Source organism: Mucilaginibacter sp. 21P, assembly GCF_019331605.1.
GTDB lineage: Bacteria > Bacteroidota > Bacteroidia > Sphingobacteriales > Sphingobacteriaceae > Mucilaginibacter > Mucilaginibacter achroorhodeus.
This window is the reverse complement of record NZ_CP063061.1, coordinates 2,634,204-2,646,295: the sequence shown is the minus strand read 5'-3', so window position 1 is coordinate 2,646,295 and position 12,092 is coordinate 2,634,204. Positions and strand designations below refer to the sequence as shown.

The 12,092-nt window shown below is 42.9% G+C and carries 13 protein-coding genes and 1 pseudogene; 5 read left to right on the top strand and 9 right to left on the bottom strand.

Annotation, left to right across the window (positions count from 1 at the left end):
* Window positions 1-139: 139 nt before the first annotated feature.
* From INP83_RS12100 to INP83_RS12085, 4 genes are all read right to left on the bottom strand, one after another.
* Window positions 140-793 carry a hypothetical protein gene (locus tag INP83_RS12100; RefSeq protein WP_219124285.1) on the bottom strand — a complete coding sequence of 218 codons (654 nt, stop codon included), beginning with the start codon at window positions 791-793 and terminating at the stop codon, window positions 140-142.
* A gap of 26 nt (window positions 794-819) precedes the next feature.
* A complete protein-coding gene (locus INP83_RS12095) occupies window positions 820-1,362 on the bottom strand; it encodes a hypothetical protein (protein WP_219124284.1) in 543 nt (180 codons plus the stop codon).
* An 84-nt stretch (window positions 1,363-1,446) separates the two neighbouring features.
* Window positions 1,447-1,893 (bottom strand): hypothetical protein, encoded by a 447-nt coding sequence (locus tag INP83_RS12090; RefSeq protein WP_219124282.1) that lies wholly within the window; start codon window positions 1,891-1,893, stop codon window positions 1,447-1,449.
* A gap of 49 nt (window positions 1,894-1,942) precedes the next feature.
* Window positions 1,943-2,422, bottom strand: a complete 480-nt coding sequence (locus INP83_RS12085) for a hypothetical protein (protein WP_219124280.1) — start codon at window positions 2,420-2,422, stop codon at window positions 1,943-1,945.
* A 203-nt stretch (window positions 2,423-2,625) separates the two neighbouring features.
* On the opposite strand from INP83_RS12085, the gene INP83_RS12080 reads away from it, so the two are divergent.
* The 3 genes from INP83_RS12080 to INP83_RS12070 all read left to right on the top strand — a co-directional run bounded on the left by INP83_RS12080 (window position 2,626) and on the right by INP83_RS12070 (window position 5,662).
* The gene (locus INP83_RS12080) at window positions 2,626-4,623 is read left to right on the top strand and encodes a sensor histidine kinase (protein ID WP_219124278.1); all 1,998 of its coding nucleotides are present in this window, start codon (window positions 2,626-2,628) and stop codon (window positions 4,621-4,623) included.
* Window positions 4,610-5,245: a response regulator transcription factor gene (locus INP83_RS12075; protein WP_219124276.1), complete on the top strand. Its 636-nt coding sequence runs from the start codon at window positions 4,610-4,612 to the stop codon at window positions 5,243-5,245. The genes INP83_RS12080 and INP83_RS12075 overlap by 14 nt, the downstream gene beginning before the upstream one ends.
* 144 nt (window positions 5,246-5,389) lie before the next feature.
* Window positions 5,390-5,662: an NmrA family NAD(P)-binding protein gene (locus INP83_RS12070; protein WP_219124274.1), complete on the top strand. Its 273-nt coding sequence runs from the start codon at window positions 5,390-5,392 to the stop codon at window positions 5,660-5,662.
* Window positions 5,663-5,958: 296 nt separating this feature from the next.
* On the opposite strand, the gene INP83_RS12065 is transcribed toward INP83_RS12070, so the two are convergent.
* Window positions 5,959-7,008: an SDR family oxidoreductase gene (locus tag INP83_RS12065; RefSeq protein WP_219124272.1), complete on the bottom strand. Its 1,050-nt coding sequence runs from the start codon at window positions 7,006-7,008 to the stop codon at window positions 5,959-5,961.
* A 107-nt stretch (window positions 7,009-7,115) separates the two neighbouring features.
* On the opposite strand from INP83_RS12065, the gene INP83_RS12060 reads away from it, so the two are divergent.
* On the top strand, window positions 7,116-7,898 hold the full coding sequence (locus tag INP83_RS12060; RefSeq protein WP_219124270.1) for an AraC family transcriptional regulator: 783 nt from the start codon (window positions 7,116-7,118) through the stop codon (window positions 7,896-7,898).
* 227 nt (window positions 7,899-8,125) lie between these two features.
* Here the strand turns inward: INP83_RS12060 and INP83_RS21200 are convergent, their stop codons facing one another.
* From INP83_RS21200 to INP83_RS12045, 4 genes and pseudogenes are all read right to left on the bottom strand, one after another.
* Entirely contained in the window at window positions 8,126-8,251 is a 126-nt protein-coding gene (locus INP83_RS21200; protein WP_255563137.1) for a hypothetical protein, read from the bottom strand.
* 41 nt (window positions 8,252-8,292) lie between these two features.
* Window positions 8,293-8,397, bottom strand: a pseudogene (locus INP83_RS21375) (hypothetical protein); the annotation flags it as partial.
* 177 nt (window positions 8,398-8,574) lie between these two features.
* Entirely contained in the window at window positions 8,575-9,306 is a 732-nt protein-coding gene (locus INP83_RS12050) for a hypothetical protein (protein ID WP_219124267.1), read from the bottom strand.
* Between the two features lie 9 nt (window positions 9,307-9,315).
* Window positions 9,316-9,537 (bottom strand): hypothetical protein, encoded by a 222-nt coding sequence (locus INP83_RS12045; RefSeq protein WP_219124265.1) that lies wholly within the window; start codon window positions 9,535-9,537, stop codon window positions 9,316-9,318.
* Between the two features lie 464 nt (window positions 9,538-10,001).
* Here INP83_RS12045 and INP83_RS12040 point away from each other — a divergent pair, with 464 nt between their 5' ends.
* Window positions 10,002-12,035 carry a HAMP domain-containing sensor histidine kinase gene (locus INP83_RS12040; protein WP_219124264.1) on the top strand — a complete coding sequence of 678 codons (2,034 nt, stop codon included), beginning with the start codon at window positions 10,002-10,004 and terminating at the stop codon, window positions 12,033-12,035.
* The last annotated feature ends 57 nt before the right edge of the window (window positions 12,036-12,092 follow it).

Genomic DNA, 12,092 nt, shown 5'->3' with positions numbered 1-12,092 from the left:
TCCGAATATTTCGTTCCGTTTGGCTCCAGCGTAACTTAAATACAACTGAATGATGACTATGTAGGAAATCACAAAACGGACAAAATCTTTCACATATTTTAATAATTAGTCTTAGGTACAAAATCTATAAATCAGGGAACTATAGCGTGGTCTTTAAGTTACTTATGAATAATTTACTGCCGTTATCAAATTGCCAAGGGCCGCTAAAGTAAAAGTATTTGGCGGCTTTGGGAGCGAATAGCTCAGTTTGAGCAAGTTTTGTATCATCGAGATAAACGGCCATCTGTGTTCCGCTAACAACCAATTTTACGTGTAAAGGTCTGTTTGTAGTAGATGACAGGTCAAACGTGGTACCGGTTTCTTTCTTGAGTTCATAATTGCCGATGTTTACGGCGTCTGCATCTCTGTAATGTAGCTGTATAAAGGCACCAGCATTGCTCAGATGTTCCCTTGCAGCATTATCTTTAACAAAGCCGAAACAAACCGGAGCAATGTCCTTAATGCTTTCAGCCATGGCCAGCACATCAAATTCAAACGTAAAACTTGCTGGAAACCCAGTTAACCGATTAAGTTTATAAGTAGCCTGATCTTTAACTGAAAGCCATTTCCCTTCTTGCCCTTGCGGGTGCGCAACTATCGCTACGCCATTGGTTTTGATACTGCGAGGCGACGCACCAATTTCATACGTGGAGAAATCTTCATTAAAAGGTTTATCCTGTGCCTGCGTTACGCTGCTAAAAAGTATGATGCCAGAAAAAGTAAGTGCGGTTAAGATCTTAATGTATCGTGTCATTTTCTGTATTATTGAAATGTTTTAAATCAATTATATGGGGCAGAGAATTTCCCATCAGTTACGGTCAGGTATTCATCTCCGGTCAATAGCCTTAACTTGCCCGAAAATGTCCCTTTCACACCCCATTGGGTTAAGCTGGTAATGGTCATGGTAAAGTTGCTGCCATCAACGTCACCTCCGTTGAAGATGGTTGTACCCACAATTTTCCCGTCTTTCATTTGCTGGATATAATATTTCCCCGAAAGCAATAAACCCGCTACGCTATTGGAAGCGTAAGTTGCTTCTTTCGCGCCTTTGTCTATTTGCATGTCAATGCCAAAACCGGTAACCATATCGGACTTTTCCCAACCACCTATTACTACAAAGTGCACGGTGTCCGTAGCAGGTTTATCATTGGCATTAACATGGTAATTAAATTCATGCAAGGTTCCGTTTATTTTGCAGGATAGGTAGATTTCCTGTCCCCCATTTCCCCCTCCACTATTTTTCTTGCATGATATCAATACTAAAAATGTTAAAGCGAGCATCGCTACAGTCGTGAAACATTTTTTTGTCATCTTATTTTTCATAAAGCATGGGTAAACATTGATACCTGTGCGGGCAGCTCAGTCTACCCGCGCAGATATCAAATTATTAGTAAACAAGGATCAGGCTTAATTTAATTTCACGGATATCTCACCGTCGTCCATACCGTCGATATTCTTTTCCGCAAATACATCGGGCGCGGCTTTTTGCAGGGCTTTGAGAATCTCTGAGGTAGAACCGGCGTGTTCAAGAATAATGGACGAACCGGATGCTTTAAACTTCATTCTGGTGCTTTGAACGCCCTTCGCGGATTGTAGCTTTTCGTTGATAGCTTTGAGCTTAGAAAAATCAACACCTGCAATTTTTAAGGTCGTTTTTTCTGTAGCTGTACCATCCTTTTTCTTCCCGAAGAAACCAAGAATTTTTTCTCCGGTACTTTTGGTGCGGTCAGCAGTGTGGCCTGCCCGGTCGGCCTTGTCTGTTGCGCGGTCCATTTTGTCTAGGATAGCCTGGGCGCTGGCAAACCTTGCGCAAAATAACAGCAGGCCTGCACAAATGAACATGATCTTTTTCATCGTTGATTGAGTTGGTAATAATGTGATTAGAATAAATGCTGTTTCTTAGTTAATAAGTGTAATCCTTGGTAAGATCTGCTGACTTGGTAACCGTAAAACCGTTTATATCTTCCTTAACCTCACCGTCGATCTCGGCCTTATAACTCACTTTGTAGGTTTCGTTGCCCGGGCTTAGGCATTGAATACCTGCACTGATGTTGGTAAGTGGTTTTACAGATTCGATTACATAAGTGCTAGTATTCCCACTGAAATTATTCTTACCTAGGCTTACCGTACTCTGGTTATTTTGTACAGTTCCATTTACCTTCCAAACTGTCGCATCAGAAGGGTTGTTCGTCAAACCTACCATTACGAAGGACAAATAGGCTGATTCTGGTGCGCCGGTTACGGTCACTGTAAATTTTGCGGTACGTCCCCCATTTGAAGGCTGATTTTCATTGGCGTCTTTTTTACCACAAGATGTAAGAGCCGAAATAAAGCCGAATAAAGTGACGGCCACTAACAAGTTTTTAAGAACTGTCTTTGTCATAGTTTTCATTTTAGATGATAGATAGACCGCAAAACTATCTCAGAGAGCGCTGATATAAAATCCCGTGAATGGTGTGTTTTTTTCTCCTGATTTTTAGGTATTTTATGTTTGTGGGTATGTGTTTCACAGTCTATATGATTTTTTAGGTCGATATTTGTGAATTGCGCAAGCTCCGGCCGTTCAATTGAAATTATTGCCGCCTAATGAAATCATACCTTTTCTATTTGCTTATTTTTTTTGCCCTTAACGCAAGTGCTCAGCAGCAGGTGCCGCTAAATGAAAAACACCATGTAGACAGTTTGGAAACCGTATTAAAATACGGGAGAACAGACAGTAGTAAAGCGCTTGCCAGTTTTATGCTGGTTGAGTATTGGAAATTTAAGGATACGACCAAAAGTAAAACTTTCTTAATGCGAGGTAGGCAATTAGCAGGCGGTTCGCCCTATTTAAAGGCTCTATCGTCTTTCTATGAAGGGCAGTATTATTTTAACTGGGACAAAGGCAAAGCATCCGCTGCTTTTGTAAAAGCGCAAAAGGCACTCGCTACATTTCATACGCCGCAGGCTTACGGTAAGCTGGCAGCGGCCTGGTATAACTACGCGATCATGAACCGCGGTAAAGGGTATGAGTTCATTACCGGCATTACTATCCAGAAAGTGCTCCCATATGCTGAAAAAGCGGGTGATCAAACTATGGTTGCTTTTTATTTCAGCCAGCTCGCTACCATATTGATGAATAATTACCAATTTGCTAAGGCTGATGATTACAATAAGAAAGCCATTGTTTTATTGGAGAAACAAGACCATCAATCAACAAACCTTCTTTTTGCTTATTTAAATGGCGTGAGCATTAATTGTTATGCAGGCAAACCAAGAATTGCGAAAACGCTGCTTCAAAAAGCGAAAATTATGCTGGCACCATTTCCAGGCTCGCTTAATTATACCTTATATTATTATAACGAAGCACTTTATTATGCCACCGTTGGATCTTACAAGGAAACTATTTCCAGCGCCACAAAAGGTATGGTGTTGGCTACCAGGTATAATCAGAAGCAAATGCAGCAGCAGCTTTTGTTTCGTAGTTATGAGGCTTATTTGAATCTGAAAGAATATGCCCAAGCCAAAAAAATTTTATTAAGTATTATAGAAGACGGCACTATGCTCACGAGCGCTAATGATAAACTGATGCTTTACGGCGAATTAGCCAAAACCAATAAAATGATGGGTAACTATAATGATGCTTACGACTGGCAAAACAGGCGCCAGCAATTAACAGATAGTATGCATAACAAGCAAGTGGAAGTTAAGATCAACGAACTAGAAACAAAATATCGTACTGCAAAGAGTCAGAAAAGAATTGCTGAATTACAAGCGAAGAACCACCAAACTGAGTTAAAAAGCAAAAATGAAAAGCTATTCAATTGGCTTTTAGGAAGTGGGTGCGTAAGCTTGCTCGCCATTCTGACGACGGTATTGTTGAATGCCCGAAGCAATCGTCAACTCGCCGTACAAAAAGAAATCAATTACAGGCAACAACTGCATGAGCTGGAACAAAAGCAACAACTCCGCATTGCCAAGGCTATGCTAGACGGCGAGGAGAATGAACGTGAACGAGTTGCACGTGACCTGCACGATGGCCTGGGTGGCATGCTTGCTGGTGTAAAAATAGGGCTGTCTGGCCTTACCAGTACCAAGGACGAGTTTGCACAGGATAAAGACTTGTTTCGTATCATTGGACAGTTAGATACATCTGTAACAGAACTGCGGCGCATTGCCCGCAATCTGTTACCCGAAACATTACTGAAATTTGGATTGGAAGTGGCACTCAAAGACCTTTGTGAGTTCTATATGCGCGACGGTTTACATATCGATTTCCAAGCTTTCCACATCGAAAAAGACATTCCGCTAAATATTCAGTTAAATATATACCGAATCGTTCAGGAATTACTTTTCAACGCAATTAAACATGCTCATGCGAACAATGTGTTGATACAATGCAGCCAAAACGACTCAATCTTTTTTATTACTGTTGAGGATGACGGCGCAGGTTTCGATACAAAAATTTTAAAAGATCGTAAGGGTATGGGTTTGGCGAACCTTAAAAACCGCGTAAGTTATCTCAAAGGCAAGTTTGAGCTTCGTTCTGTGATCAACGAAGGGACCACCGTAAATATTGAATTAAATAGTCATGCAGATGCCTGAACTGATAACCGCTATAGTCGATGATCACCCGATTGTGATTGAAGGGTTAAAGACTTTGCTAGCCAATGAAGAGAACCTTCGAATTACTTCGAGCTTTTGTACTGGCGCCGACATTTTGGCTTACCTATTAGATCAGCCGCTTGACTTGATCCTGTTGGATATAACGTTACCTGATATCAGCGGTATAGAGCTGTGTAAGCAAATAAAACAAATATCGATAAACACCAGAATTCTCATTTTAAGTAATCATACCGAACGCAGCATCATCATGCAGGCCATACAAAATGGCGCAAGCGGCTACCTACTCAAGAATAGTTCGATAGAGGAATTACGCCACTGTATTGCCGAGGCGATAAAGGGAAATATCTGTTATAGCAAGGAAGTTATGGAGATCATTAGCAGGCCCAGTAAAAACGAACTCCAAGGTGCACCACGCCTTACCCGTCGGGAGAAAGAGATACTGGCCCTGATTGCGGCAGGAAAAACGAGTCAGATCATTGGGCAGGAACTTTTTCTTAGTCCGCTTACCGTAGATACGCATCGCAAAAACTTGATTCAAAAATTTGGCGTGAAGAATGTAGCCGAACTCGTGATGGCCGCAACGCAGCAACAAGTGTTATGAAATCTATTATTCGTTGGAATAAGCAGGGAAAAATATTCGTTGACGATCACAACAAAATTCTGTACAAACAACATCTCCCGCAGGGATTCATAAAAGGCAGTGCTGCCAAGAGGGCTTCCCAATTTACGCACGTCTGCTAAAACTATGGCGTTCTTTTGTATCAACCTGATGGAATTTTACACGCCTAAAATGGATCGTGATAGGTTGGTTGTTCCTACTTATTTGCCTGAAGATTTCCGCGCTTCATTTGTCGATCCGCTGACTGCAACCGGGCCGGCCGTTCTTCAAATTCTTTCTGATCCTAAACTTTATGCAGGTCAGTCGCTGCCGGTCACCGGGGATATCATCTCGCCGAAAGAGATGGTGGAAACATTCAACCGGGTTACCCGTAACAAAGCCGAGTATAGATCAGCTTAATCCAAAACGAATTGTTCCATCATTTTCCTGAATTCAGTTTCAATGGGCATCTGGTCAGGGAGCTAACCGGAATGGTAGAACAGAATACGCCGTGAATAGGGGTACTTCCGCGAAGACCTGAATCTCTCGTAGAGCAGGCAGATTAATCCGGATAAGCTGAACTGGGAGCAATTTCTACAGAAGATCGGCTGGCAAGGCGAAAAGCGTGCTTTTAGATCAATAATAGATGAAGTCTTTATTGCAAGGCTTCATCTATAAATATCAGTCGTGCTGACCAAGTAGATGCCAGGTAAGGATCATGGAATAATTTTCTTCGCCTTCAGCTCATCGAATAGATTATAAAACATCTGCTCCGAATCGATAAACTCATGGAACCCCAGTCGGCGGGCTTTGGTCCCATCACCAAAGAAGTCATAATCCCAGCTAAAAACGGCATCACCGAATGCCCAGGAAGATAGTTCCTGGTAGTTGTGTTTATTCAATCCATATTTCTGTTGTATCTGCCTCCATAATGGTTCTTTATCGGCCATCACGGTTTGCAAGGACATAGGCAGAGGCGGTGCCGTTTCCAGGTCGAAATAAGCCGCGATCTTTGGCCAGAGATCGTTCCAGCGAAAGAGGTCACCGTTGGTAATATTGAACGCCTGATTAGCGCATTGCACGTTTGTTGCCGCCCAAACCGTTGCTTCGGCTAATAGCCCGGCGTCGGTCATTTCAAGTAACTTGTCGTAAGCGCCCGGCTTTCCCGGAAAGCGAAAAGGCAATCCCAACTCTTTTGAGATCGAAGCATAAACACCAATCACGATCACCAGGTTCATCGGGTTACCTAAAGCGGTTCCGGCTACAACCGATGGGCGGATGGCCGACCATGTCCATGATTTGCCCAGCTGACGGTTCTCTAAAAATTGCTGCTGATTAACGTTGAATTCCGGGGGCATATGTCCTCCATCACTTTCTTTAGCGGGGGTCTTGAACGGGCCCAAATGCGCGCCATAAACTTTATAACCCTGCATTAAACTAATGTGCTGTAAATGCTCAGCGACCGGTTCTACGGCCTCAACCACGTTCACCAGCATAGCCATATTGGGTGGCACTAATTCTGCCCAGGTGGGGCGGTCCTGAAAGGCCGCATAGAAGATATGCGTCACCTCCTTTAGGTGGCTCAATCGGGTTTGACATTTTTCCGGGTCGAGCAGGTCGACGGAAATGTATGTCAGGTTCTCCCGGTTCTTACCACCGCGCCTGGATAGTCCGATAACTTTCCAATCACCCAGGATCAGTAAATGTTCGATCAGGTTGGAGGCAATAACGCCGTTCGCGCCAACCACTAATGCTGTTTTTTGCATAATGTATATCTGTTAAGTCACCTTCCAGCAGGTTGACGAAACAAAATTCAATATGATTGGCCCTAAGCTTTTTGTAAAACACCACTATATATTAGTAACTTTCCGACATGAAACGATACAAACAGTTTCAGCCGCTGATTATCTCGGCATTTGAAGTTAGCGAATGGCCGCATCCGGTTCACCAGCACAACCATTATGAACTGATCTACATTCGCCACGGAGCCGGGTTGCATCAGATCGGGGGAAATGAACTCATCTACGGTCAAGGCGACATCTTTCTGATCGGACCTGATGATGTACATTCTTTTTCCATAAGCACACCTACCAAATTCGTCTTTATTAAGTTTACCGACGTTTATGTACACCAGGTAAATGCCGGATCTGCATTCGGTCTCAGGCAACTCGAATATCTGATCAGAAGCAGGGAGACACATTTGTCGGGATTTAACCTAACAGATGTGGACCGGATAACGATAGCTGGTATCATTCAGGTCATCCTATCCTTAAAACAGGATGAATTGCACAATGAGCAATTGATCTGGTTGCAGGTGCTAACGATAGCCGCAATTTTACAGCGTAATATGCCGGAATTAAAAGCGGCCGCCGGTCGAAGCCGGGACATGCAGGCGGTTTTTTGTTACGTACATAAGCATATCTACACACCCGCAAAGCTTAGATCAAAGGTGATCGCTTCGCAGTTCAATACCACCGCAGATTATATCGGCCCATATTTTAAAAGAAATGCCGGAATCACGCTGAGGGAATATATTGCATTTTATCGAAAAAGCCTGATCAAAAAAAGGTTAGATACCGGCACTTATAGTTTAAAGCAGATCGCGGCGGAATTTGGTCTAACGGACGAAAGCCATGTTAGCAAACTTTTAAAGTGATATTATTTGTGACGTCAGATTAAAAACATGAGGCAAGCTGGCGTTTTCAAAGGGCCTGTTGATTTTTCAAGACGTGAGAAATCTAAAGAATTTGCCCTTAAATGCTGAAAATGTATTAATCTAAATCAACTCACGCAACAAATCGCTAAGCTTTGGAAATCAAAGCATCTAGTACTTCTAAAATCAAATATTAGATACCGAACATGTTTTTTTACGCCAAACAATATCTAAACCTCCACAGTAACTTCTTCGTCCGTAAAATCCGTGATTCCGGAATTGGTCTGCGCAAGATGTTTCAGATCAGCCATTTCCTGCGGATTGAGCGTTTGCCATAAGTTGCCACTGTTAGTCACCTGCGTTCCGTAATAAGCATCGTTTATATGGTAACTTTGCCTTTTTCACGTTTGGCCGTGATAATGATCACGCCATTGGCAGCCCTGACACCATAAATGGATGCCGAAGTCGCATCTTTCAATACCTGAAAGTTCTCTACATCATTTCCAATGGATTATTTCGTGCTCTGTGATTTGATTGATAAACTTTTTGGTCCGAAAAGATACAAAATGCGTCCTGCAAAAAAGTTTACCATTGAGTATTTCAAGATATACTTTTCATAAGCAGGAGTTTTCTTTTTGCCAAGATCATCTCCTACATTTAATTGCTATTAGCCGGCTCATCACTCAAATGGCACCAATCTGTCTTCCCCCAGATCGTATTCATATATCTGATCATCCTCTTCGTCATCAATGTAAAGCCATTGAACAACCTTAGCACCATTTGGACCTATCGGAGCTATACCAATTACTCTATAATTCCGGCTGTTACGTTCTTTTGACTCTATTGAATAAGTAAGCTGATCCTGATTTTTGATAGCAAGCTGCAACAAAGAGTTGCTCGTTTTAGACAGGTAATATTCGATCAGCAGATAAAGTTTGTCCAGGTATGAAGAAGTAAAATTCTCGTCAGTGGGCCAGGTATATTTAAGCTTTTTATCATATGCCATTCTAAACATAGAAACCGGGCCATTGCCTATTTTTTTGATATGTAATAACAACCGCGCCGGTGTTTCCACGTCATCATCACCAGGAATCGTGACAGTGCCATCCTTCCATGAAATTTGTATCTGGTCGCCCCTGTTCAAACGCCCGTTGATGTCAGTTTCAGCGATGAAACTAAATGTGCTGTCGCCTCGATGTGCTATGAGTTGAAAATAATCACCATCATCGGCATATTTTATAAAGGTCATTTGTGTTGTATGCGCAAGCTGCTTTTTTTTCTTTTGTACTGCAGCCTTATGCGTTGACGCCTGTTCCGGCTTAACTGCCTTTTGTTGCTTTTCTATTTTTGATTGACATCCATACAGCGCTGTCAAGGTCAGCAAAACCATGGCGGTTATTGATCTTTTCATATGATCGATTTATTTGATGATATAAAGCTTTTTATCATCGTTAGCAAATAAGGCATAGCCTAATTTTGCATTTTTGTAACACCTATAAGCACCGATATTATGCGGGGGGTGACTTTCGTTTTTAGTCACCGTCCCGATATTGTTACCATCTATCTTGATTTGCGAAAGATGCCACTTCTCTTCCAGATACAAGGACTCTTTTAACTTCAAGGTATCCTTTTTATGCCACATCTGTATAAAGATTACCTTGGAAAAGCATTTCGTCAAGATCTCCCGTGTTGCCACCATCGCTGAAAACCTGACCTTCTCCATTTTAGCTTTTGGAAGCAACGATACTGAATGGCAGTTGTTTTGACGAGCTCCCTATGCCCACTCCTTTCGGTATTAATGCATTTGAAAGGATTATTCAGTATAAGCTGCCCGGCGTATGAATAAGGGAAATGCCGTTTTACATCTAACGTTGTAAAAAATGTAAAACACTCACTACCTCCTCAACCAAACGTTTAAATTAGCGGTACCGATAGCTGCATCGACCGACTTCCCCTCAGCGAAATTATGATCTTACTTTGATTTTGTTAGAAATATTCATCGCAATAACACAAAAGCTTACATTACAAGTTATCACTGAAATGAGCTGATGCTGCAACTGGCATTTTCACAGTTACTGCCTGTAACTGAACAAATTTGATAATGCTATGAAGGAACCTTTACTATCACTAGTTAGACCATTGCTTGGCTTACTGCTACTCATCAGCTGGGCGTGTACGGAGCATCCTAATGCCGGGAAAAAAGCGCAAAATATTGACTCGGTTATTGCCCGCGCAACTGAACTAAGAGACCATGAAGCTGAGGTGCAAGCTTTAGCGCTTATTGATAGCATCAGAAAAACCAAGCCAGAGCTGACAGGACTGCAAATGAGCAGCATCTATTTCTTTTTAGCCCAAGCCGCGTTGCAATCCAAAAATTACGAACAGGCCAATCTTTATGCGGACAGTATGCATCACGCCGTCGAGCTAGGCCGTCTATCCGACGAGGACCGCATCGTATCAGCCGAAGCATATTTGTTAAAAGGGGACGTGCTGTTTGCCCAAGGTCTTTACAGCTATGCTTTCCAATATTATTATGCGAGCAGGCGTAAATTACCCAAAGCAAACGAAAGCAAGCAGATGTTTACATTTCTTGCGCATTATTTCGAGCGTCAGGCAAAGATTTCCTACAAACAGGAGAACTTTAAAGATGCCATAACCCATTACCATCAGGTTTTGAAGGAACTTGATAAAACGGATAAAAACCTGTTTGCTTTCGTGTACGAGAAGCAAGGTGCCTTAAGCAATTTAGCGAGTAGTTACAGCAAATTAAAAAGCCCGGACAGCGCGCTTTGCTATTACAGTCGTGCTCAGGAGTTGCTTAAGGACAGAGTCCATGATTTTCCATCAAAACAACAATTTTTCGCCATGGCCAAAGGTGTCATCATTGGCAACATGGGTGATGCCTGGCTGCAAAAATCAAACTTCGATCGTGCTGAGCGCGCCTATCTGGATGACATCGCAATCAATGACCAGCCCGGACATTACCGGCAAGATGCGCTGATGACCAAGCTAAAGCTGGCCAGATTATACTTAAAGACCAAACATATGCAGCAGGCGGGACGACTGTTGTCAGTCGCCGGGCGGTCACCTGTTCTTGCAGATACGCAAAGCAAGGTTGATTTTTTAATGACAAGAGCCGATTATGAACAAGCTACAGGTCAATATCAGGCGGCGCTTCAAGATATGCGGTCGCGCTCATTGCTCCGCGATTCGCTGCAGGAATCCCGTCGGAAACTGTTAAGCGCCAATATGTATGGCATTTTCCGACTGATGGAGATCGAACAGGAAAAGAAAGCTATGGAAAACCGGATTCAATGGAGGGCTACTGCGGTATCGGTCATTGCGTTCATGGCTGTTGTTATCGCCATTCTGCTAGCGGTCAATGTGCGGATTGCTTCTAAGCAAATTAAAAGCACGAATGCCCGTAAAGCTGAGTTGGAGATTGCATTGAAACAACTGGAAATCAGTCACCAGAAAAACTTACATTTTTCAGACGTGCTGGCGCATGACCTCCGCAACCCCATACATGCTATTTCGACCATCATAACGATGATGTTAACCGCTGAAAGGGACGTTGAAGATCAGGAAATGTTACTCTTAGCCAAGGAATCCATCATGAAAGTCAACCTGATCATCGCCGACATGCTTGATCACAAGGCAGATCACCATTCGCAGCCCTTGCATAAACAGGATTGTGACTTGGCCGCCCTGCTTAGGCATAGCGTTGCGTTACTCAGGTTCAAAGCCGGAGAGAAAAATCAAAAGATCCAAAAAACAAGCGTAAAGGAGCTGCATACAGATATAGATCAACACAAAATATGGCGGGTATTTAATAACCTACTCGTCAATGCGATTAAATTTAGCCCTTCAGGCGCTACCATTTGGGTGGACTGCAAGCAATCGGATCAAGAGGCTGTTATCAGCATTAAAGACGAAGGCATTGGTATACCGGAAGAGATTCGACCATTTATATTTTCCGAGAGTAAGGCAGCGCAGCGTAGCGGCACCACCGGAGAAAAATCTTATGGCATCGGATTGCCGTTTTCCCGCGAAATCGTCGAAGCACATGGGGGAAAGATCACTTTTTACTGCCCGCCAGAAGGTGGAACAGTATTCACCGTCACGCTGCCATTGCGATAACACTAGCGCTGACTTCTGATCAGGCTATCTACACCATTGCTACCGCAACAGCCTCAT

Excerpts from the sequence above, each read along its gene's own strand:
- INP83_RS12090 (WP_219124282.1), bottom strand. The coding sequence starts at position 1,893 with ATGAAAAAGATCATGTTCATTTGTGCAGGCCTGCTGTTATTTTGCGCA.
- INP83_RS12080 (WP_219124278.1), top strand. The coding sequence starts at position 2,626 with ATGAAATCATACCTTTTCTATTTGCTTATTTTTTTTGCCCTTAACGCA.
- INP83_RS12095 (WP_219124284.1), bottom strand. The coding sequence starts at position 1,362 with ATGAAAAATAAGATGACAAAAAAATGTTTCACGACTGTAGCGATGCTC.
- INP83_RS12045 (WP_219124265.1), bottom strand. The coding sequence starts at position 9,537 with ATGTGGCATAAAAAGGATACCTTGAAGTTAAAAGAGTCCTTGTATCTG.
- INP83_RS12065 (WP_219124272.1), bottom strand. The coding sequence starts at position 7,008 with ATGCAAAAAACAGCATTAGTGGTTGGCGCGAACGGCGTTATTGCCTCC.
- INP83_RS12070 (WP_219124274.1), top strand. The coding sequence starts at position 5,390 with ATGGCGTTCTTTTGTATCAACCTGATGGAATTTTACACGCCTAAAATG.
- INP83_RS12050 (WP_219124267.1), bottom strand. The coding sequence starts at position 9,306 with ATGAAAAGATCAATAACCGCCATGGTTTTGCTGACCTTGACAGCGCTG.
- INP83_RS12040 (WP_219124264.1), top strand. The coding sequence starts at position 10,002 with ATGAAGGAACCTTTACTATCACTAGTTAGACCATTGCTTGGCTTACTG.
- INP83_RS12100 (WP_219124285.1), bottom strand. The coding sequence starts at position 793 with ATGACACGATACATTAAGATCTTAACCGCACTTACTTTTTCTGGCATC.
- INP83_RS12075 (WP_219124276.1), top strand. The coding sequence starts at position 4,610 with ATGCAGATGCCTGAACTGATAACCGCTATAGTCGATGATCACCCGATT.
- INP83_RS12060 (WP_219124270.1), top strand. The coding sequence starts at position 7,116 with ATGAAACGATACAAACAGTTTCAGCCGCTGATTATCTCGGCATTTGAA.
- INP83_RS12085 (WP_219124280.1), bottom strand. The coding sequence starts at position 2,422 with ATGACAAAGACAGTTCTTAAAAACTTGTTAGTGGCCGTCACTTTATTC.